Below are 22749 nucleotides of genomic sequence, written 5' to 3' on the forward strand. Positions count from 1 at the left end.
TTATGACTTTTTTGTAATTTTTCAATAACGAACAATTTCTGTCTTTTTAAATGTATAATAAATAATGTATTTAAAAAAAGGGGGATAAATGTCAATGAAATATTTAAAGTTTGGTATTATCGTTTTAATTGTGTTGCTAGTATTCACTGGGTGTTCAACATCGCCGCCAAAAGATGCAAATATGGAAAATAGCAATGAAGAAAACAAAGAAACAGAGCAAGCACAAGAAAATAAAGAAGTAGAAACGAATGGCGAAAAAACTGAAAAAATATCTGACAATAAAGATAAAAAAGAGGAAGAAAAGAAGGAAAAACAAAAAACGCCAGGTGATGAGGCGCTGAAAGTGATAAAGAAAAATATACAATATGCAAACGAGGAAAACTTTAAAGCTTATATGAATACGGCAATAAATTCAGAAAAAGAGAAGCATAGAGAAAGTACTAAACAAAATTTTGAAGAATACGATTTAATTTATGAACTGTTATCGCACAAAGTGTTAGAGGTAAGTGAAGATAAAGTGATCATACAAGTGAAACAAAAAACTACACCAGCACCTTCTAATACAAACAACTATACTGCACAAATATCTGTAGTGAAACACACACTTGTGAAAGAAGAAGGAAGATTTAAGTTTAAATTAACAGAAGTGATAAGTGCAGAAGCAATTAATTAGTAAAGAGAAGACTGTTCTGTTTATTTAGATACAGTCTTCTTTTATTTTACTGGGTAGGACATCAACTAAATTAAATGTTAACGAGCCAGTATAGCTAACAGATTAAATACCCAATTGCTGCACTCTTAAGAAAATGGATTACGAAGTGTACAAGAAAGAAAGTAATAAAAAGGTTTTTTTCGTTACCGATACGACACTCCCTGTACTGCAATCGAGAAACCGACGACCGTTACGAATGTTAGCCATGTTTTCTAGTTTACCGCCAACTCAGGAGACAGTACATCAACCTCGGGCCAAAGCTGCGGTTACTTGGGAGACATCATATTAAACTCGGGCGACCTTCCATTAAACTCAGGACAGGCATCCCCATACTCAGACGGCACTCACGCCAACTCGGGCCAGAAGTACTCCAACTCAGGCCACACCCACCACCAAGTAATCGCCACCTTTTTAAGGTGACGATTGTAGTAGATATCATCGTTTTTATCGTGTAACACTTTTATTTTACAATCATAATGTATATAATATGATTACATAAACGATTAATTTACATTTTGCGTTCACTTTTTACGATTAATGTTAGGAGGTGTTTTATATATGTCAGATAAACCTTTTATTCCATATTCATTACCACTGCATGACGAACTTGTTGACCAGGGTTCCATGATCCACCTTTTAATTGAGGCTAACAAGAACATAGTTCAGTATGAAACGTTGTTGGAAAACACTAAAATTGAAAAAAGCTTATTGTTGAAACCAATCCTCAAGCAAGAAGCAGTCCAGTCAACAAAAATGGAAGGAACCCAAGTCACATATGAAGACCTGTTGGAGGTAGAAGCTGAAAGCAAACGTAACAACTTGGATGTGCAGGAAGTAATGAATTATTATGAAGCTATACTCGCAGGTGAACGAGAGCTTACACAGCTTCCTATGTCGGTGAGGCTAATAAAAAAGTTACACAATATTTTAATGTCTGGAAAAGTAAGAGGTGCCTCACGTGACCCCGGAGAATTTAGAAAGGTTCAAAATTATATTGGCGATAGAAACAATATAACATTTACTCCTCCTGAGCCACCAAACATGGATTATCTGTCTAACTTAGAAGCCTACATGAATGACCCGCAGGATTCATTGGATGAGCTGGTACGAATCGCTATTATCCATGCACAATTTGAAACAATTCACCCTTTCCTTGATGGCAATGGCAGAATCGGACGCATATTAATACCACTATACCTTTATGAAAAGAAAGTTATTAGTTATCCAAATTTCTTTATTAGCGAAACACTTGAACGTGATAAACATAAATATTATCGCTTCCTAAATGATACCCGATACGAAGAAAATTGGAACCAGTGGATACTATTTTTTGTAAGTGCAATAAACACCCAAGCAAAGAAAAACATTCACTTAATTAAAGAAATTAACAAGTTATATGAGAAAACATTAGATAATGCACAAGACATTATAAATTCTAGTAATGTCAGCAAAATTGTAACATCCATCTTTGAAATGCCGATTTTTCGAACGAAATCCATTTCGAAAACAACCGATATTTCAGATGCGACCATTCGAAGGTATCTTAATGTCTTGGAGGAAAGTAAAATCATCTTTTCTAATGGTCGGGTGCGAAATAAGACGTATTACTTTTATGACTTGCTAGATCTAATTAGAAAATAGAAGGATTTCCTAATAATTTGTTAGGAAATCTTTCTGCTTATAAAAAAATAATCGCCACCTTTTTGAGTAAGGTAACGATTGTAGAATAAGGATATAATTGATTTCATTTGAGATCATTTAGTTCAGGAATCGTGCGGTGCAGTTGTAATCGCGCATTATACTAACAAAATCGCGCACTGGGGAATTATTGCACAGTATGCATTTCGCATTGCGCGATTTCCATCTAGTGATCACAATTTCAGACTGAACCCAATCCACCACTACTTTATTTCGTCAAGTTCCCGTAACACAACGGGAATCAACGGATGATTAGCGTCCAAATCAGATACATCAACTAATGCATCTTGATAACCAACATCAGATATTAACTGTTGCAGCTTAACCGCTTCATCATCTTGTTCATTTTTATATTCCAATACTGCAGCAATTGTTTTTGCGAGGAAAACTGGTTCTGAACCGTTAGTAACTTCCATATAAAGGCTAGCTGGACGAATTAACCGATCGCGTCCGCCTAATTTACGGATTGGACCACGGGCAACTCGCGTAACTTCATCCGATATATATGGATTCTTAAAACGTTGGATAATTTTATTAATATATGTCTGATGCTCTTCTCGATCAAAATGGTAAGTCTTAATTAAAGCTTCACCAGATTCATTCAGAGCACCAGTAAGTATTTCAACAACACTTGAATCATTCATTGCTTCATTAATCGTTTCATAATTTAAGTAACGTCCCACATATGCTACCACCGCATGACCAGTGTTTACGGTAAACAATTTACGTTCAATGTAAGGCGTAAGATCAGCAACATAAGTAATTCCATCAATAGAAGGTTTCTCACCCTTAATTGCTGTTTCTTCCACTACCCATTCATAATAGGGTTCTACTGATACTTCCAACAGATCATCGTTCACTTGATTAGGAACGATTCGGTCAACGGCAGCGTTTGGGAATGCAAAAACTTCTTCAGCTGCACTCTGCTCTTCTTTTGTCAGATGTTCAAAAATTTTCTCTTTCAAGAGCGAGCTTCCACCAACCATATTTTCGCAAGCAATGATATTCAATGGATTACTATTTGACTCCAATCGTGCACGTAAACCTTTAGCCACCAACTCAGAAATAATCGCTAATATATTAGGGCCAACAGCGGTTGTGATAATACCCGCTTGCACAATTGCTTCAACAACCTGATCAGAATCTGTGACACTATTAATACCTGATACATTTTTCACCGTTAACGTTTCACTATTCTCAGCAGCTAACACGACATTATACTCCCGCTTCTCGTTGAGTTCATTAATAACCGCTTCGTTAACATCGACAAAGGTTGTGTGAAAACCAGCTTGATAAAGCAACGTGCCGATGAATCCACGACCGATATTACCTGCACCAAAATGTACTGCTTGCATTTAATTCACCTCATCGAACAGACGGATGATTTCTTCTTTTGATGACGCATCGACAATTTTTTGCACGTTTTCTTCTTCTGAAAGAACGATCGCAATCTTAGATAAAACTTCTAAGTGCTCGTCACCTTTACCAGCGATACCGATCAATACTTTAACAATGTTTCCGTCTCCAAATTCAACACCGTCTGGAACGGTAACCACGGACAGTCCGGTTTCCAGAACTGCATCTTTTGAATCCTCTGTACCATGTGGAATGGCAACATGATTACCCATAAAAGTAGATGTTAGCTCTTCTCGTTCAAGCATTTTATCGATGTAAGTAGCTTCAACATAACCATTGTCTACGAGGATCTGGCCAGCATAACGGACAGCCTCTTCTTTCGCACCAAGTGTTACATTTAACTGGATGTTGTCTTTGCTTAGTACTTCTTTTGTCATTCTAGTTGCACTCCTTATACTAAATTTTTTTCGTGTAAAAATGTATGGAACTGTTCTGATAGATAATTTCTAATTTCTTCTTCGTTTCCTAACTCAAATAATCGCATACTTTGCTCACTTTGAATAATTAAACCACTTAAAAAGCTTAGCACTTCCAATACTTCTTGTGTCGTATCTTCAGGGGCAAGCATTAAGAGGACTTTATCCATTTTCATTTCATCCCCGTCCATACCTCGGACAGTTAACGGCGTAGCAAGCGCATAGATGGTAAAGCTTGGGGCAGCTATATCCATTGAACGTGTATGGTATAACGCAAGTGTTGTACCAGGGATACCAAGTCCACTTATCTTTTCCCTTTCAAGCAGTTTTTTAACAACACTTTCTTCCTTTATTATTGTCTTTAAGAGTGATTCGATTGATGTTGTTTTTTCTACTTGCTTAATATGAAAGCCATTCAACACGTTCAATATTGCTTGTGAATAGTTGTGAATTGCCTCGAGTCCAACCATAAAATCTTTGTTTATCGGTTGCTTCTTGGTTAATATCCTTGTTTGCTGTGTTAGTTTTATTTGTCTAATTGTCTTATGAATGCGATTCACTTCTGCTTTCGTAAGCATCGGTGAAGTCAGAACGTAGTCCCGTTCAAATCCTTTTAATGGAATCGTCGAAACAACGATGTCAAAATCGTTCATATCCAAATTAGCTAGATCAAATAGTGATCTATTTTCCACCTGTTTGATTTCGGGGAATTGTTGTATCAATTTGGTTCCTAGTATTTTTGCTGTACCAATACCACTCGAACAAATAACTAACGCATGTATGTCGACGTCGTTCTTGTTGTGTAATAATACCGACGCAAAATGCAATACCAAGAACCCAATTTCATCGTCTGGCAAATCAATGTCTATGAATGTATCCTGCACTCCTTCCTTAATCAGTTGGAAAAGATCTGGATAATCACGCGTGATTTCCTCAATCATTGGGTTCTTGATATTCATGTTTTGCTTCAATCGATAAATAGTTGGCTTTAAATGGGCAACCAAATCATTTAACAGTTGCGTGTTTTCCGTGATATCTACACCTAAATGTTCACTTACAAAATTTATTAATCCCTTTGCTTTATATGCAATATCGACACTTGAATCCTCAATAATGTAATTTTGATCGAAACGTAATTTTGCACCCATTAAATGCATGGTAATATAGCCGATTTCATCCTCTGGGATTGTCATGTTGAAAGATTTTTCTAGTTCACGAATAACCTTTTTAGCAATTTCATACTCTTTTGTACCCTCAATTTGCTTCTTATATGCCGAATCAAATGTTATTGTATCACCTTTTTGAAGTCTTTCTATCGCAAGCGCCAAATGAACAACCAATCCAATATAGGCACTGTCAGCTAGTTCATGTGGTAGTTCATTTTTTGCTAATTCTACACTTTCTTCAATTGTACTTAGCTTTTCTGGATTAACTAAACCGAGCAATCGATTCGAAATAATTGTGAACTGTTGCTCTGAATTCTTTTGGATATTCTTCTTGAGCAAGGAGACAAATTCGTACGGATCAACATAGTTCGTAATTAAATGACTAATTGCAGATCGCTTATTTCGTTCGTCTCCCTCAAGCTTCACTCCGTAGCTTCTTCGTCTAATAAGCTGTAAGTGAAAGGATTCCAATTCCATTTCTAATTGATCTAAATCGTGACTGATTGTTGCAATCGTTACATGCAATTCAGCAGCTAGTGTGAACAGTTTGATTGGCTCGTTTGATTCAAAAAGTGTTGCCAGAATAAGTGCCCGGCGCTCTTCTGCTGTGAATTCGGAGGCTACCGCCTTTGTCAGTTCAGATTCTAATTGGCTTTTATCTAATTCATCACCAACAATACGAAGTCCAACGCCCGACTTTTTTGAAAGCTCAAGATTGTGATTAAAAATGATTTTTTCAATTCCCTTTAAATCGCGATGGATCGTTCGTTCACTTACATCCAGTGCCTCAGCAATTTCTTTTACTGGCACTTCGTCCTGCGCATCCAATAAGAGCGTGATCACTTTTCGTTCCCGAGCAGATATATACAAACTGTTCACCTCCCAAGCTTGATAAACTTACTTGTGTCGCACAGATTACTCATAGTCAAACCAACTGAATGATTATTTTTTAAGACGTTCGACCAATTGATCGTATTTTGGACTGTTTAAGAAATTTTCTACTGAAATATGTTCCGCAGTAGGCAATTTAGCTTTCGCACGATCGGTCAAATCCTTGTGCGTAATGACGATGTCCGCATCATCTGGAATTTCATTAATCGCTGTATTCGTTACATCGATATCAATCTCTGCTTTCTTAAATTTGTTTTTTAACAAGGATGCGCCCATTGCACTTGAACCCATACCAGCATCACAAGCAAAAATTACTTTATTTACTTCGTCTGCATTTTTAGTTTCTTGCTGATTAAGTGCACCAGTAACAGAGCTTTTCTTCCCTTTCATTTCTTCCATCTTACCAGTTGCTTCAGATAAATCATCTGTAGATTTTGTTGTTTTTAAGATGAATGATGCGATTAGGAATGTAACTACTGTAGCTACTACAACACCTGCAATGACTCCGACAAATCCTCCCGGTGGTGTCATTGCCAATACCGCGATAATACTACCAGGTGATGCTGGTCCAGTAAGTCCTGCATTGAATAGTGTTAGTGTGAAAACCCCACTCATTCCTCCACCGATTACCGCTAGCAGCAATGAAGGCTTCATTAATACGTATGGGAAATAAATTTCGTGAATTCCACCAACAAATTGGATCAGCGCCGCACCAGGTGCAGAACTTTTTGCTGCTCCCTTTCCAAAAAACGTAAATGCAAGCAAGATCCCAAGTCCAGGACCAGGGTTCGCTTCTAGTAAAAATAGGATGGATTTCCCAACCTCTGTAGATTGCTCAAGACCAAGCGGTGTTAAAATACCATGGTTTATCGCATTATTTAAGAATAAAATTTTGGCCGGCTCAATAATAATGCTTGCTAAAGGCAGTAAACCTGCGTTCACAATAGCCTCAACACCAGCTGCAAGAGCGTTCGTTAAGCCTTGAACGATAGGACCTATTAACCAAAAAGCAAACAAGGTTAACATTGCCCCTAAAATACCCGCTGAAAAATTGTTATAAAGCATTTCGAAACCAGAACGAATCTTATCTTGGAGCCAACCGTCAACTACCTTCATGCAGTAACCAGCGAGTGGTCCCATGATCATTGCACCAAGAAACATTGGAACGCCCGCCCCTACGATTACCCCCATCGTAGCAATAGCACCAACCACTCCACCACGGTTACCATGAACAATTCGTCCACCAGTAAATCCGATTAACAGTGGTAATAAATAGGTAATCATTGGACCCACTAATTTAGCAAAATCTTCATTCGGTATCCAACCATCTGGAATAAATAAAGCAGTTATAATACCCCACGCAATGAATGCGCCGATATTCGGCATAATCATTCCGCTCAAAAAACTACCAAAACGCTGTACCTTGGCACGAAATCCTGTTTTAGCCATAATAAGCTCCCCTTTGTATAAATTAAAATAATTCCTTATGTACTAATTGTATAGCGCTTACAGAGGTGATACAACGGAATCTAAATTGGGATTTGTCATAGGGATTGTTGACATTGTTTAATAATAGGATGTGTTGGGGAGTAGGGGATGATTCATGTGGAAAGCAGAGTTTCGCGCAACCTAGGTAAAATTAGATGCCTTACTGGGAGCAAATGCTACCCGAGTTTGTTATATTATTTCCCAAAACTCGGGCGACACCTTGCCGCACTCAGGAGACAGCTATTATCACTCGAGCGGCATTTTGCTTAACTCAGGCCACAACCTCTTTCACTCGGGCCGTATTTAGCTTAACCCGGGACACAAACGCATATACTCGGGACACACTTCACTTAACCCAGGCCACACTTGTATTCACTCGTGTAAACGGACTCTACAACTAATTCACTTTACACAAACTTTACCTTATATTTATACTCACTTAATATTTAGCTTTTATTCTAACAGTAGAACGAATTATTACTGAATGAGGGGGACTGTATAAGATGACTTTAAATTTCGCACACAGAGGTTCAATGACAGAAGCACCTGAAAATACGATACCTTCTATGAAAAAGGCTATACAACACCATGCACAGGCTATCGAAATTGACGTTCAGCTCTCTAAGGATAATCATCTAATTGTCATTCACGATCATAAATTCACAAGATTTTCTGAATCAGAAATTGGATTAGTAAAAGAATGTACAATAGACTCAATCAAAAAAATTGATGTTGGAAAAACGTTTTCCAATGAATTTAAAGGAGTCACTTTTGCTACTTTAGAGGAAATTCTCGAAGTAGTACCAGAAGATATTTTGTTAAATATCGAAGTTAAAAATAGACCGATTGTCTATGAAGGAATTGAAGAAGTTTTAATTGATTGTTTACGAAAAAATAATCGTCTATCTAATGTAATTATCTCCTCTTTTGATCCTAATGTTTTAAAAACAATCCAAGAAAAAGAACCACTTCTAAAATTAGGATTCCTTTTTAGTCATAGATTTAAAAAACCATGGAATCACATTGTTAAGCATGGTTTAAATATCAGTAGTATTCACCCTAACGCGAAATACACGAACAAAAAGCTGATTACTAAGTCACATAAATTAGGTTATAAAGTCTATCCTTTTACAGTAAATAGTCTAAAAACATACAACTACTTAATTGAACTTGGGACTGATGGCGTTTTTTCAAACAACCCAGAGATATTTGCAGGAACTCATAACTCAACTAGAAAAGTTATTTAATCTGAAGATGACTGGGTGCATTCTGCAACCAGTCATCTTTAATTCCATATAATCGTTACCTTTTCAAATGTTAATAACAATTAACTTACCCTTTCCTAGTAACCATTAGGATTCTTTGATTGCCAATTCCATGCGTCTCGACACATACTAAATAAGTCCTTTTCAGCCTTCCACTCAAGTTCCTTATTCGCCTTGGATACATCGGCATAGCTAGTATCAATATCCCCTGGACGTCTGTCTTCAATTTCATAGGGTATCTCTACACCGTTACACTGTTCGAACGTACCTATTACTTGAAGTACACTGTAACCTGTACCTGTTCCCATATTATAGATATCAATACTAGAGTTATTATTTTTATCAAGTGCTTTGACGTGACCGATTGCCAAATCAGTCACATGAAGGTAATCTCTTACTCCAGTACCATCAATTGTACTGTAGTCATTACCAAAAACCTTGAGTTTATCAAGTTTTCCGGTAGCAACATTTGTTATATATGGCATTAAATTATTAGGAACGCCATTTGGATTTTCTCCTATTAAACCACTCTCATGGGCACCAACTGGGTTAAAGTATCGCAGTATGCAGATGGACCAATCTCCATCTGTGTTATATAAATCATTCAAAATATCCTCAATCATTAATTTCGTTCTACCATAAGGGTTCGTGGTTCCTAAAGATGCTTCTTCATTAACAGGCATATGATTATCCATACTATAAACGCTTGCAGAGGAACTAAAAACCAAGCTCTTTACATTATATTCATTCATAACCTCACAAAGGTTGATGGTTGAAACAATGTTATTTCGATAATATGCTAACGGTATTTGTGTAGATTCCCCAACTGCTTTTAAACCAGCAAAATGAATCACACCACCTATTTTGTTTTGCTCAAATACATCGATTAATTTTTCTTTATCCAAAAGGTTGATTTGATAACATTTCGGTTTGTAACCAATAATTTTTTCTATTCTGTTTAGTACATTTTTATTACTGTTGGAGAAATTATCCAATATTATAATTTCATGTCCTGCATTATGTAGTTCGATTATAGTATGACTACCAATATACCCTGCTCCACCAGTTACTAAAATGGTCTTTGACATTGTCACTTTCCTCCAAACAATAATTTACATAAGGTATTATATACTACATAACACTACTACAACAGATTCTTACGAAAATGTAATAAAGTTTTAATTTACGAATACGATTATTCATAGTAAAATTAAGGTTAGCATTTTAATTATAATTCGTCACTATTTGGATTTTAAAGGAGAAAATTGTTTTATGTCTAAAGAAAAGACAACGCAAACTCGCATGCATAAACGGGGAAGAAAACGAAAAATTCGCAAACGCGTCTATATAGTATTAGTGCCAGTATTATTGGTTTTTATCAGCTTGCTAACATATGCAGCCTACTTGTATACAAAAGCTGATTCTGTTTTTACCGATTCTTATAAAGATGATGGACGGGAAAAATCCGAGCTTCGCGAAGAAGCAGTCGATCCAGCGACAGATAATGTTTCCGTATTAATTATCGGTGTTGACCAAAGTAAAGCACGTGAGAACAAAGGAAGTGCACGTTCTGACACTTTAATGCTTGCGACACTTAATATTGAGGATAAGAGTGTAAAGTTGTTAAGCATTCCACGAGATTCATTGGTCTATATTCCCGAAGTTGGATATGAAACGAAGATAAACCATGCGCATGCTTACGGTGGACCACCAGCTACCATCGAAACGGTAGAAAATTTACTGGATATTCCTGTTGATTATTATGTAAAAGTAAATTTTGAAGCATTTATTGATGTGGTTAATGCAGTTGATGGTATTAAAGTCGAAGTTCCATATGAACTATATGAACAAAATTCAAAGGACCAGGAAGATGCTATCCATTTACTACCTGGCGAACAAAAATTAAATGGTGAAGAAGCACTTGCGCTTGCACGCACCAGACATTACGATAATGACATCGAACGAGGGAAGCGTCAGCAACAAATTCTAAAAGCGGTAATTCAGAAAGCAATTTCACTTGATTCTATATTAAAATATGATGATATTATTGAAGCTGTCGGAGAGAATATGACGACAAATATGACTTTTGATGAGATGAAAAGCTTTATCGCATACGGAACTGGTACTGGTAGCCTGGAATTCGAAACCTTAACATTAGAAGGCAGTAACTACCAACCACAAGGAACCTATTATTGGAAATTAGACGAAGTAGCCCTTGAACAAACAAAAGAATTATTAAAAAACCATTTGGAGCTCAATTCCACAACGGCTGAAAACGAAACAACAGATAATTCTGGTACAGCAACAGATGATGAAGTTAATGAAACACAACCCTATTAAAGCACTAAAAAACCTGCTAATAATTTGATTAGCAGGTTTTTTTATGATCTTTGCCATAAGCTTTTGACAAAATTTGTTAACGGTTTGAAATCATTGTTAATTAAACCAAGGCTTTCAATTAAGATTTCAATTGCCAAGAGTGCAACCGATAAAATTATGATGGATCCCCATAATGTTGTCATGGAGAAAAAGATGGCTGCTACACTGAACATCGCACTTAACGAATAAATAAATATCACGGTTTGTTTATGCGTAAAACCAGACTTCATCAATCGATGATGCAAATGTGAGCTATCAGGACTCGAGATAGGCATTCGGTTAACACGTCTTCTAATCATGGCTATAACTGTATCAGAAATTGGTACGCCTAGGATGAATATCGGAATTACAAACGATATGACTGTAATATTTTTAAATCCAAGTAATGCTAATACACTAATCATGTAACCAAGAAATAGTGCTCCTGTATCTCCCATAAATATCTTGGCTGGATGAAAATTATAACGTAAAAATCCCATCGTGCTAAAAAATAATATAAGTGCCATCGTTGAAACGTATACATCACCCATTAATACAGCCATTACAGCTATTGTAAACAGGGCAATTGAGGAAACCCCTCCTGCAAGACCGTCTAATCCATCAATTAAATTTATTGCATTGGTGATTCCGACAATCCAAAATATCGCGATAACCGAGCTTAAAATACCAAATTCAATTTTACCACCGAACGGTAAATTGATAAATTCAACCTCTAGACCTCCACCAAATACAACAATCACTGCAGCAATAATTTGCACTAAAAATTTCATTTTGGCAGAGAGATTGTACAAATCGTCAACTACACCGACCGCTACAATTAACACAGCTCCTATAATCATTGCGGTGTGGTAATCACTGGATGGTTGTAAAATAAGTATTCCTATAAAAAAGCTAATAAAAATAGCTAATCCACCTAGTGTTGGTGTTGGAATGGTATGAGCTTTTCGATAATTTGGTTCATCCTGTGCATTAATTTTAATGGAAAATTTAATGATAAATGGTGTTACGATTAAAGAAACCAATAACGATAACGAGGCAAGTAAAAATATTTCGAGCATAAATCCACCTCATCTTCTAAATCATTAGGAAACTTGGCTTATCGCCAAGCTTTAATGGCGAAAGCCTTAGTTGCTCTTATACTGATATCCATAAAACTTACATTTTCCTATCAGTATAAAAAAAGTATCTTCTTAAAGTATAAATGGTTTCGCCAAAAATCGCTATGCATTTTTTTTATTTATTTTATTTATTACCTATATGATACAATTTACTTGAGAGAATCATTTCTAGGAGTGGATTTAAATGGCATTGAATTTTGCTCATCGAGGATCATTAACGGAAGCACCAGAGAATACAATTCCAGCTTTTAAAAAAGCAATTGAGCATGGGATCCAAGGAATTGAGTTAGATGTACAGCTATCAAAGGATAATCAACTTGTCGTATGTCATAATCACACGTTCAAGAAATATACAAAAAATGAAAACAGAAAAATTCGTGACTTTACACTTGAAGAAATCAGACAGATTGATGTTGGAAGTGTATTTTCCGAGAAATACAAAGGTACCACACTACCAACTCTTGAAGAGGTAATTGAGATTTGTCCACCATCAGTGAAATTAAACATAGAAATAAAAAATATTCCAGTTATTTATCCTGGAATAGAGAAAAAGCTCCTCGAATGTCTAGAACGATATAAATTATTAGATAATGTCCTTATCTCATCTTTCGATCATGTAGCTCTTCAAAAAATACAGAAACTTGCCCCAAACGTAAAATTAGGCATGTTGTTTTATTATCGGATACTTGAGGAGTGGAGATATGCTAAAAACAGCGGGTTGAACATTCATAGTATTCATCCAAATAATGTTTATGTAGACAAAGAGTATATTGTGAATTGCAAAAGAAATGGCTATAAAGTATATCCTTATACAGTCAATTCGATTGCTAGATACAATGAACTTATCGAGTTAGGCGTGGACGGGGTGTTTTCAAATAATCCAGCTATATTTAGCTAACCACAGATTTGTGGTTAGCTTTCAATAAGGATTTCTTTCTGTTTTTTTAAAGAGGACTTCTTATATTCTTGGCGCTCTTGTTTCGTCATTTTTTTATATCTTTTAAGAAATTCTTGATAATTTGGAATAACTTCATCAACTGCTCCAAATTCTTTAACCATTCCATACTCAAGCCATAAGATTTTTTCACAAAATTCTTTCATTTGGTTAATGGAATGACTGACAAAGATCATCGTCTTTCCTTTCTTTTTAAATTCCTTCATTTTATTTAAACACTTCTCAGCAAAAGCCTTGTCCCCAACAGATAATGCTTCATCAATAATTAGTATGTCTGGGTCCACACTTACTGAAATAGCAAAGCCTAATCTGGACTTCATCCCACTTGAATAGGACTTGACTGGTTGATCAATGAAATCCCCAAGCTCTGAGAACTCAATTATCTCAGGTTCTAATTCCTTAATCTCTTTCTTACTAAAGCCTAGCATTAAGCACTTAAGTTCTAGATTGTCTCGACCAGTTAAGTCACCTTTCAGTCCAGCCGAAACAGCAATTAGTGAAACCTGGCCATTTGTTTTAACAGTTCCTGCGGTTTCAGGAACAATTCCTGCTATGATATTGGATAATGTTGATTTACCAGAACCATTCACTCCAATAAATCCAACTATATCTCCTTTCTCGGCTTCAAAATTTACATTCTTTAAAGCATAAAAGTCCTTACCATAACTCTTCGGAGAGATAAGATCCAAAAGGCGTTCTTTTGTCCCATTATATAACTTATATTTTTTTGTTATATCATTTACGATGATTGATTTTTCCATAGTATCACAAGCCTTTTATAAATAATCAATAAAGTGTCGTCTAAATTTGACATGCAGTTTAGCGCCAAATAAGAATAAAACAATCACGATGCCCCAGAATATTAACGTATATTCCCAGTTCGTAATAAAGTACCATTCTGTTCCAAACAATGCTGCTCTATAGCCTTCTATTAAATAGTACAATGGGTTAAGCTTCATTATATTCATGACAGTAGGCATATTAGCGAGTATCGACAATGGCCAAAGTACACCTGAAAGATATAGACCCATTCGCAATGTTGAATTTAATAACATATGCACATCACGAATAATTGTCGATAAAGTCGAGGTGATTAACGCAATTGCAAATATCAAACAAATGGTTGCGAACATGAAATAAACCAATTGTACATAATAGATCGAAATGTAGTATCCAGAAAAGTTAAAAATAACAATTGCTATCCCAAGCATAACCAAATGTATATAGAACTGCGACACAATGACAAAGTTCGGAATAATACTCATTGGAAAGTTCATCTTTGAAAGCATGCGCAATCTAGAGTATATAGATTTAGAGCCTTGTATAGTGGATTGATAAAAGAATGTCCATAAAATAAAACCAGCTATTAACCACGTAATAAATGATACACTCTCTCCTTGCCCTACCTCTACTCCACTGTGTTGACGAATTGTACCAAATACAAACCAATATATAATAATTTGAATTAAAGGATTAAATATTTCCCAAGCCATCCCAAGATAATTATTTTGATTTTTACTTTTTAATTCATATAAGGAAAGTCTTTTTATTAAGTAAAAATGTTCTATTTGTTCTTTGATAACATTAAACGCAGCTTTCATTTAAATTTTTCCCTCTCAAATCTAATCATTAATTTTAATTACTAAATTATACAAGTATCTTTATAAAATGACAATAAGACTTACACCATACTGGAATAAGTCTATTGTTTAAAAACTTGATTAACCACACGTTTAGTAGCATATCCGTCCTCCAAATAACAATACTTTTGATAAAAAGTTCTTATTTTGTCAGACGGGATAAAATCTTTTCTCTCTAATTCCTTTATTTCAAGCAAAATTTCTTCCGTATTTCTAACTATTGGCCCCGGGGCTTGATCTTCAAAATCAAAATAAAACCCTCGTAAATTATCCCTATAGTCCTCTATATCATACGCAAAAAATAGAATAGGACGTTTTAAGTTTGCATAGTCAAAGAATACAGATGAGTAATCTGTAATTAAAATATCCGATATAAGGTATAATTCACGGATATCTTCATGAAATGTAACATCAAATACGAATCCGTTAAACATCGCTAAATCTAGATTTTCAGCAACTAAATAATGTAGACGTAATAATAGGACATAATCATCACTAAGTTCTTTTTGTAATCGCTCTAAATCTAATTTCAAAGAAAATTTATATTTTCCTTTTCCATGGTATTGATTATCTCTCCATGTTGGAGCATACAATATGACTTTTTTATCTTCAGGTAAATTACAACGCTTCTTAATGCCCTTTATCGTTTGCGGATTATTAGCGTTAATTAAATAATCGTTTCGTGGATAGCCCGTTTCTAACATTGTTTGATTATAGTTGAATGCACGTCTAAAAATTTCAGTTGAATAGGCATTTGGTGAAATTAAGTAATCCCATTTGCTAGACTCATTTATAAAATTTTTTTTATAGGTTTCTGTAGTTGTTCCAGGCATATGAACTTCATCCATGTCAATCGCTAACTTTTTTAAAGGTGTTCCATGCCATGATTGTAAATAGGTTGTTTTATTTGGCTTTGGAATCCAGTTTGGTAATCGACTGTTATTAACCCAGTACTTTGCTCGAATCATGTAAAACATCCATCGAAAGGAAAGGCGCTGAATGTAATTTATACCTAAGTCAGAAAAGTAACTGACTTGCTTTTTGTCTACACTCCAATATAACGTGTAATCTGGATGGTTTTTCGATAAGTATTCATAGATAGCGCGAGGGCTATCACTAAATTGTTTTCCCAAAAAGCTTTCAAAAATAATTAACTTATCGTTCTTTGGTACTATATATCCTAGGTATTTAAATAACACCTTATATACATTAAAAATTACTTGCTTCACTGTTTTTTTCATGTTAATCCCTGCTTGATCATTAGCTATTTTTTGCTAACTATAATTTTTATTTAAGGTTTTATAAAAACTCTTCATCGCTTGCTTGTTATATTCCACAATATCAAAAGAAATATTTTTACGGTTTCCTACAACAACCTTCTCCATACCTTCATATAATCCTTCAACAGAATTCGGAGTTAATATACCATATTTTCCATCTTCAAGTATATATCGACTTGCTACGATATCAGTAGAAACAATATCAAGACCAAGTGCTAATGATTCCAATAATACAAGTGGATTACCTTCATAATGTGATGACAGTACGAATGCGTCACATAAACCCATTAAGTAAAATGGATTTGATTTATATCCAGTCAGAAAGACGGCATTTTCAAGTCCATTAGATTTAATTACATTTTCTAATAGTACGCTTGATGGACCATCACCTATAATGTAAAGCCGTGTATGTTTATATTTTCTGTGCAATAGTGCAAATGCTTGTATTAATTGATCTTGTCCTTTTTCTGGTGACAACCTTCCCATATTAATAAAGTTGATATTTTCGTCATGTTCAGTTGGGATTGGTACATCGAATATTGCATTACCATTACCATTACTATTTACTAATACTGATTGATTATTTTTATAATAAACATCACTATCATTTTTCGATAGTGAATGTATTTTATTATAGTTGATTGAGTTATTTAAATAACTTATTTTTGTTCCTTCAACATACTGTTTTAGCTTTTCTTTATTAACCTCCATGGTCGCTTGAGATACACTAATTAATTCATCAAAATGTTTGTATAACGAAAATACACCTCGGAGATTTATAAAATGTGGTCTCCTTCCATTTACCTTCCTATTCATATCAGAAAGCATATCACTATGCATCACAATCATCTTTTTTTTCGCATTTCCAGATAAAAAAACGTTTGGCCAGAACATTGCATAACCACTGAATTCAATCGCATAGTCAAATTTTGCATTACCAAATGCTCTTTTGTACTCTCTTTTAAACATCTTTGAAGGATTAATGCGTTTTACAAATTTAGAAGTTATTCCCCTGTGCTTGGTAATATAATTCCGATAATTTTCAAGTAATGTTTGATTTACTCGACCATTTCTATATATCAGCCGAGCATCTGGATGAATCCTTTTTATATTAGCATTCATATGATTCGTGTCTTTGTAATTAATTAAGACTGTAACATCGTAATGATTATAATTTATATTATCCAATAAGTTTAAAAAAGCGCCCGTTATACCATTATTTTGTAGCCCTCCAGGATAAATTATAATGGTATCTTTTTTGTTTCTCGCGTCTTCTTTAGGTACGCTGTACTTATCTATATCAACTATTTTCGTAACAATATTCTGCAGGCTTTCTCCTTCTAACACTTCACCACTATATATGTTTTTTACGTTTATCTTTTCCTCTAAAATTTCTGTCGTTAACTTATTTGAGCTTATTATATAGTCAGCACATAGAAAATTACGCAAAACGTCACTTGTTCCGAAAGGTTGGCAGTCTATAACGCTGTTGATATGATTAAGTGGTGCTTGAAGTAATGTATTTGTATAAACCTGGTTCTTTTTTGGCGTATATATATTAGGAAAGAACGCATTGTTAAACAAATACTTACATGTAGCAAGGTATTTATAATAACGATAACTATTTTTATACACAAATTTAACGCTACGACGACCTCTATATTTTTTGCGTAACGATTGCAAATAGTTTCTATCTGATATTACCCAAATATGTATAAAACCTTTCCAACGATTGTCATTTTCCACATAATTAAATATGTCAAACGGACTGTCACGCATAGAATCTCCATGATTCGATTCATACAATATAAGTTTATTATTGATAGGGAGAAAGCGATACCAAAATGAGTATTTCATTCGTTTTTTGACGTCTTGATCCGTAAAATAATTTATCACAGGATTTATTATAAATTTCAAACGTCTTTTGGTAATATCTTTAAACTTTTTCAAATTCATTCTGGTCTCCCCTTACTTGTTCATTCAACTTTACTAATGATATTAGTTTCTTACATTTCCTTTGTCAAAATTTAATTGTATCTAACTACTACTTTTCCCCTTTAACCTCAGCGATAGCAAATATTGTATTTGCCGCAAAAAAATACATGTGTATCTTTTAATCAATTACTAGTATAATGTAGATGTAAATTCAACTAATTGAAAAGTGTTTGTTAAATTGTTGTAAAGGGAATATGCTATAATAACTTTATATTCACCTTTATTTGGAGGTACTATATATGAAAAAAGTTATTACCTATGGAACTTTTGATTTGTTACATGTTGGACATATAAATTTATTACGACGTGCAAAAGAGTTTGGTGACTATTTAATTGTTGCTATTTCTTCTGATGAGTTTAATACACTTAAAGATAAAAAAGCTTATTACAGCTTCGAACAACGTAAAGCAATTCTAGAAGCGGTTCGTTTTGTAGACGAAGTAATTCCTGAGCATAATTGGGAACAAAAAGTTTTAGACGTCCAAAATCACGAAGTTGATGTATTTGTTATGGGAGATGACTGGAAAGGTAAATTTGACTTCTTAAAAGACCATTGTGAAGTAATCTATTTACCTCGTACAGTAGGAATATCAACTACTCAGATTAAAAAAGACTTGAATAAGGCAAATAATGGTTAGAGAATTAGCTATAAGTTTGTATCTCTTTGTTTTTCGCATATTTTTTAATATATTCAATTTATTTCCCCAGAAGAAGAAAACTACCTTTGTTGCTTCATTTGGGGATAATATTTTGTTTACATTAAAAGAATTAGAAAAGCAAGTAGACACGGATGTTGTTATTCTACAAACATCTCAATGTAAGATTGGTTTTGGACAAATCTATAGTAAGAAGCAACTAACATTTGAGTTAGCGAATATAGTTGATTGGATTCAATCAATCTATCATTTAGCAACTTCTGATAAAGTTTTTGTTGATAATTATTTTGGTTTTCTTGCAGTTACAAACTTCAAGCCAAATGTAAGATGTATTCAGTTGTGGCATGCAGTTGGAGCAATAAAACAATTTAGTCTTAAAGACCCCACAGTTGAAGGAAGGTCTGATAGGGCGATTCAGCGTTTTCATAAAGTATACAATAGATTTACAGATATTGTGGTTGGTTCGGAAAAAATGATCCCGATATTTCGTCAAAGTTTTGGCGTTGGGAATGATGTTTTCCTACGGAGTGGGATTCCACGTACCGATTTTTTCTATGATACAAGTAGAATATACGAAATAGAAAATGAACTACAATTAACTTTTCCAATTATAAGTAGAAAGAAAGTCATTCTCTATGCTCCAACTTATCGAGATCATGAATTAAATCACGCAACTATTGCATTAGACATTGCAAAGATGGAAGAACAACTTTCTGATGATTATGTTCTATTTTTACGTCTTCATCCGGCAATTAAACACAAATACAAGGCTGCTCAATCAAACTTTGTTTATGATGTGACGGACATTGCAGATACGAATCATCTCTTGACCATTACAGATATTTTAATTACCGACTACTCCTCTATTCCATTTGAGTTTTCTATGCTAAATAAACCCATGATTTTTTTAGCTTATGATCTAGAGGAGTATAGTAAATCTGTTGGGTTTTGGGAGAATTACGAAGCGTTAGTACCAGGACCTGTTGTGCGAAGTACAGAAAGTGTTATAAGTTTAGTTTTAGAGAACAATTTTGATTTACAACGTGTAGGTCAGTTTGCAAGTCAATGGAATCAATACTCGAACGGTAACTCTAGCAAAAAGCTTATTGAGTCTATTTACTCAGAGGAAAAAGCTTTTGAAAAAGTCAATATCGTAAATTAAGCGATCAACTTTTCCAGTTGATCGCTTTTTATTGACAGCTTTTCATTTTTATTAATCATTAATTGAATTATTCGTGTTATACTAATACCATGATTATTAACCTACTAAGGAGTATTTAATAGATGAGTATTATAGATAGATTTAATCAATCAAAGAACAAACAAGAGTTAAAATCTTATTATAAAGTAGTTGAGCAAATCAATAATAGAGAGTCCTATTATGAAAATTTAACTGATAGTCAACTTGTAGAAATGACAATAAGTTTTAAAAAGCAATTAAATGAAGGAAAAACCATAAACGATATAAAAATAGATGCTTTTGCTACCGTTCGGGAAGCTGCAAAACGAGTACTAGGATTAAGGCACTACGATGTACAATTATTAGGTGGCCTCGTTCTTCTAAACGGAAACATAGCTGAAATGGCTACTGGTGAGGGGAAAACTCTTGTAGGTTCTTTGCCGAGTTACCTTATAGCACTCGAAGGTAAAGGAGTACATATTATTACAGTAAATGAATATCTGGCACAACGAGATAAAGAATTAATTGGTCAAATTCATGAATTTTTAGGCTTAACAGTCGGACTTAATGTTTCAGGGTTAAGTAATAATGAAAAAAAGGATGCCTATAATTCGGATATAACATATGGAGTTGGTACGGAATTTGGCTTCGATTATTTACGCGATAATATGGTAAGCGCAAAAAAACAAAAAGTACAACGCCCATATCATTATGCAATAATTGATGAAATTGACAGTGTTTTAATCGATGAAGCAAGAACACCGCTAATTATTGCAGGTAAGGATAAACCAAGTGACAAATTATACGGTATCTGTGCTACTGTCGTCAAAGGCTTGAAAGAAGATGTAGACTATTTATTTGATCGAGAATTGAAATCAGTTAATTTTACAGATACAGGAATAAACAAATTCGAAAAAATGTTTGGCGTAGATAACCTTTTTGATTTAGAGCATAGCACTCTATTTCACTCCTTATTACAAGCATTACGAGCTCGAACCCTGTTTGAACGTGATGTAGATTATATAGTTGAAAAAGGTGAAGTGCAACTTATTGACCTAAACACCGGACGTGTGATGGAAGGACGTAGTTTAAGCGATGGATTACATCAAGCAATAGAATCAAAAGAAGGACTTGAAAATACAGATGAAAATAAAACGCATGCTTCCATTACAATTCAGAATTATTACAGAATGTATCCCCTTCTATCTGGGATGACGGGTACAGCGAAAACTGAGGAAACTGAAATACGAGAAGTATATGGTATGGATGTTTTAGCTATACCTACCAATAAAGAAAAAAAGAGAAAAGATCTTCCCGATATGGTGTTTTTAACGAAAGATCAAAAATACAATAAACTTGTGGAAATAGTAAAAAAGAGTCATTCACACGGACAACCAGTACTTATCGGGACGGCTTCAATATTGCAATCTGAAACTGTTGCCAAATATCTTGACAATTCAAACCTAAATTATAAACTATTGAATGCTAAAAGTGTAGCACAAGAAGCACAACTAATTGCTTACGCTGGACAGAATAGTCAGATCACTATTGCTACGAATATGGCGGGGCGAGGAACAGATATTATTCTTGGTAAAGGTGTAAAAGAACTTGGCGGTTTATTTGTAATAGGGACGGAACGAAATGAAAGCCGGCGAATTGATAACCAATTAAAAGGACGTTCTGCAAGACAAGGGGATCCAGGTAAGACACAATTTATTGTGTCTTTAGAGGATGAATTAACAGTTCGTTTTATGAGCGAGGAGCTAGAAAGGGTAAAATCAAAATTAAAAAGCGACCAAAATGGTTTAATCGAATCTCCTAATGTACAAAAGCTATTTGATACCGCCCAGAGAATTAGTGAAGGAGTACAGTATCAACAACGCGAAACAAATCTAAAATTGGAAGATATCATTAATCAACAACGTACTGTAATTTATAATTTAAGGGATCATATCTTAAAAAATGAGAATACACTATTATTTTTACTCCAACAAACTAAAGGAATACAAGAACAGATTATAGATTCTCATCTACATGTGGAAGAAGACATCATGCTAGAAGATCGGAAATTACAAAAACTGCAAACTGAACTAAATCAAACACTTCTTACAAAACTATCATTTACAGACTACTCTTTTGAATCAATTGACGATATTAAACAATTTGTAAAACCGTATATAAAGGAACATGAGAGAGTAATGCACACCAATAGTGATCAAGAAGAGGTTTTACATACTTCCAAAGAATTAGGCTTGTTAGTGCTGGATACACAGTGGAAGCGACACTTAGATACGATGAATCAACTAAAAGAGGGCATTGGTATTAGACAGTATCAACAGGATGATCCTGTCCAGTTATTCCAAAGAGAAGGATATATACTCTTTGAAAATACGTATCGTAGTATAATTCATGAACTTAGCATTCGATTAAAACAACTCATAATTTCAATAAACGACAAGCAACAAAAAGAGGAACTGATTCAAAATTAGGACGA

The 22749-nt window shown here is 34.5% G+C and carries 18 protein-coding genes and 1 pseudogene; 9 read left to right on the forward strand and 10 right to left on the reverse strand.

Going from position 1 to position 22749, the window contains the following annotated elements; genetic code table 11:
* Positions 1–94: 94 nt before the first annotated feature.
* From ACY9Z2_RS00950 to ACY9Z2_RS00960, 3 genes are all read left to right on the forward strand, one after another.
* Positions 95–673 (forward strand): hypothetical protein, encoded by a 579-nt coding sequence (locus ACY9Z2_RS00950; protein ID WP_463607721.1) that lies wholly within the window; start codon positions 95–97, stop codon positions 671–673.
* Between the two features lie 133 nt (positions 674–806).
* A complete protein-coding gene (locus ACY9Z2_RS00955) occupies positions 807–1001 on the forward strand; it encodes a hypothetical protein (protein ID WP_463607722.1) in 195 nt (64 codons plus the stop codon).
* Between the two features lie 269 nt (positions 1002–1270).
* A complete protein-coding gene (locus tag ACY9Z2_RS00960) occupies positions 1271–2353 on the forward strand; it encodes a Fic family protein (protein ID WP_463607723.1) in 1083 nt (360 codons plus the stop codon).
* A gap of 260 nt (positions 2354–2613) precedes the next feature.
* Here the strand turns inward: ACY9Z2_RS00960 and ACY9Z2_RS00965 are convergent, their stop codons facing one another.
* The 4 genes from ACY9Z2_RS00965 to ACY9Z2_RS00980 form a co-directional block, all read right to left on the reverse strand.
* Positions 2614–3765, reverse strand: a complete 1152-nt coding sequence (locus ACY9Z2_RS00965; protein WP_463607724.1) for a mannitol-1-phosphate 5-dehydrogenase — start codon at positions 3763–3765, stop codon at positions 2614–2616.
* Positions 3766–4203 carry a PTS mannitol transporter subunit IIA gene (locus tag ACY9Z2_RS00970; RefSeq protein WP_463607725.1) on the reverse strand — a complete coding sequence of 146 codons (438 nt, stop codon included), beginning with the start codon at positions 4201–4203 and terminating at the stop codon, positions 3766–3768.
* A gap of 14 nt (positions 4204–4217) precedes the next feature.
* A complete protein-coding gene (locus ACY9Z2_RS00975) occupies positions 4218–6287 on the reverse strand; it encodes a BglG family transcription antiterminator (protein ID WP_463607726.1) in 2070 nt (689 codons plus the stop codon).
* Between the two features lie 63 nt (positions 6288–6350).
* Positions 6351–7751 (reverse strand): PTS mannitol transporter subunit IIBC, encoded by a 1401-nt coding sequence (locus ACY9Z2_RS00980; RefSeq protein ID WP_463608267.1) that lies wholly within the window; start codon positions 7749–7751, stop codon positions 6351–6353.
* Between the two features lie 539 nt (positions 7752–8290).
* On the opposite strand from ACY9Z2_RS00980, the gene ACY9Z2_RS00985 reads away from it, so the two are divergent.
* Positions 8291–9034 (forward strand): glycerophosphodiester phosphodiesterase, encoded by a 744-nt coding sequence (locus tag ACY9Z2_RS00985; protein WP_463607727.1) that lies wholly within the window; start codon positions 8291–8293, stop codon positions 9032–9034.
* 95 nt (positions 9035–9129) lie between these two features.
* Here ACY9Z2_RS00985 and galE read toward each other — a convergent pair whose 3' ends face one another.
* Positions 9130–10140, reverse strand: coding sequence for a UDP-glucose 4-epimerase GalE (gene galE, locus ACY9Z2_RS00990; protein ID WP_463607728.1), 1011 nt, complete (start codon positions 10138–10140; stop codon positions 9130–9132).
* A 184-nt stretch (positions 10141–10324) separates the two neighbouring features.
* Between galE and ACY9Z2_RS00995 the strand changes: the two genes are divergently transcribed.
* Complete coding sequence (locus ACY9Z2_RS00995) at positions 10325–11392, forward strand: LCP family protein (RefSeq protein ID WP_463607729.1); 1068 nt, start codon at positions 10325–10327, stop codon at positions 11390–11392.
* A gap of 41 nt (positions 11393–11433) precedes the next feature.
* Here the strand turns inward: ACY9Z2_RS00995 and ACY9Z2_RS01000 are convergent, their stop codons facing one another.
* On the reverse strand, positions 11434–12489 hold the full coding sequence (locus ACY9Z2_RS01000; protein WP_463607730.1) for an MraY family glycosyltransferase: 1056 nt from the start codon (positions 12487–12489) through the stop codon (positions 11434–11436).
* A 244-nt stretch (positions 12490–12733) separates the two neighbouring features.
* Here ACY9Z2_RS01000 and ACY9Z2_RS01005 point away from each other — a divergent pair, with 244 nt between their 5' ends.
* Positions 12734–13447 carry a glycerophosphodiester phosphodiesterase gene (locus tag ACY9Z2_RS01005; protein WP_463607731.1) on the forward strand — a complete coding sequence of 238 codons (714 nt, stop codon included), beginning with the start codon at positions 12734–12736 and terminating at the stop codon, positions 13445–13447.
* 14 nt (positions 13448–13461) lie between these two features.
* On the opposite strand, the gene tagH is transcribed toward ACY9Z2_RS01005, so the two are convergent.
* The 4 genes and pseudogenes from tagH to ACY9Z2_RS01025 form a co-directional block, all read right to left on the reverse strand.
* Complete coding sequence (tagH, locus tag ACY9Z2_RS01010) at positions 13462–14265, reverse strand: teichoic acids export ABC transporter ATP-binding subunit TagH (protein ID WP_463607732.1); 804 nt, start codon at positions 14263–14265, stop codon at positions 13462–13464.
* A 15-nt stretch (positions 14266–14280) separates the two neighbouring features.
* Positions 14281–15105, reverse strand: a complete 825-nt coding sequence (locus tag ACY9Z2_RS01015; protein ID WP_463607733.1) for an ABC transporter permease — start codon at positions 15103–15105, stop codon at positions 14281–14283.
* 101 nt (positions 15106–15206) lie between these two features.
* Positions 15207–16379: pseudogene (locus ACY9Z2_RS01020) on the reverse strand (CDP-glycerol glycerophosphotransferase family protein); the annotation flags it as partial.
* A 39-nt stretch (positions 16380–16418) separates the two neighbouring features.
* Complete coding sequence (locus tag ACY9Z2_RS01025) at positions 16419–18380, reverse strand: glycosyltransferase (RefSeq protein WP_463607734.1); 1962 nt, start codon at positions 18378–18380, stop codon at positions 16419–16421.
* Positions 18381–18658: 278 nt separating this feature from the next.
* Here ACY9Z2_RS01025 and tagD point away from each other — a divergent pair, with 278 nt between their 5' ends.
* From tagD to secA2, 3 genes are all read left to right on the forward strand, one after another.
* Positions 18659–19057, forward strand: coding sequence for a glycerol-3-phosphate cytidylyltransferase (gene tagD, locus ACY9Z2_RS01030; protein WP_463607735.1), 399 nt, complete (start codon positions 18659–18661; stop codon positions 19055–19057).
* A 112-nt stretch (positions 19058–19169) separates the two neighbouring features.
* A complete protein-coding gene (locus ACY9Z2_RS01035; RefSeq protein WP_463607736.1) occupies positions 19170–20237 on the forward strand; it encodes a CDP-glycerol glycerophosphotransferase family protein in 1068 nt (355 codons plus the stop codon).
* A 122-nt stretch (positions 20238–20359) separates the two neighbouring features.
* A complete protein-coding gene (gene secA2, locus ACY9Z2_RS01040) occupies positions 20360–22744 on the forward strand; it encodes an accessory Sec system translocase SecA2 (RefSeq protein ID WP_463607737.1) in 2385 nt (794 codons plus the stop codon).
* Positions 22745–22749: the final 5 nt, after the last annotated feature.

It is taken from the genome of Virgibacillus sp. GM2-2, assembly GCF_055329585.1.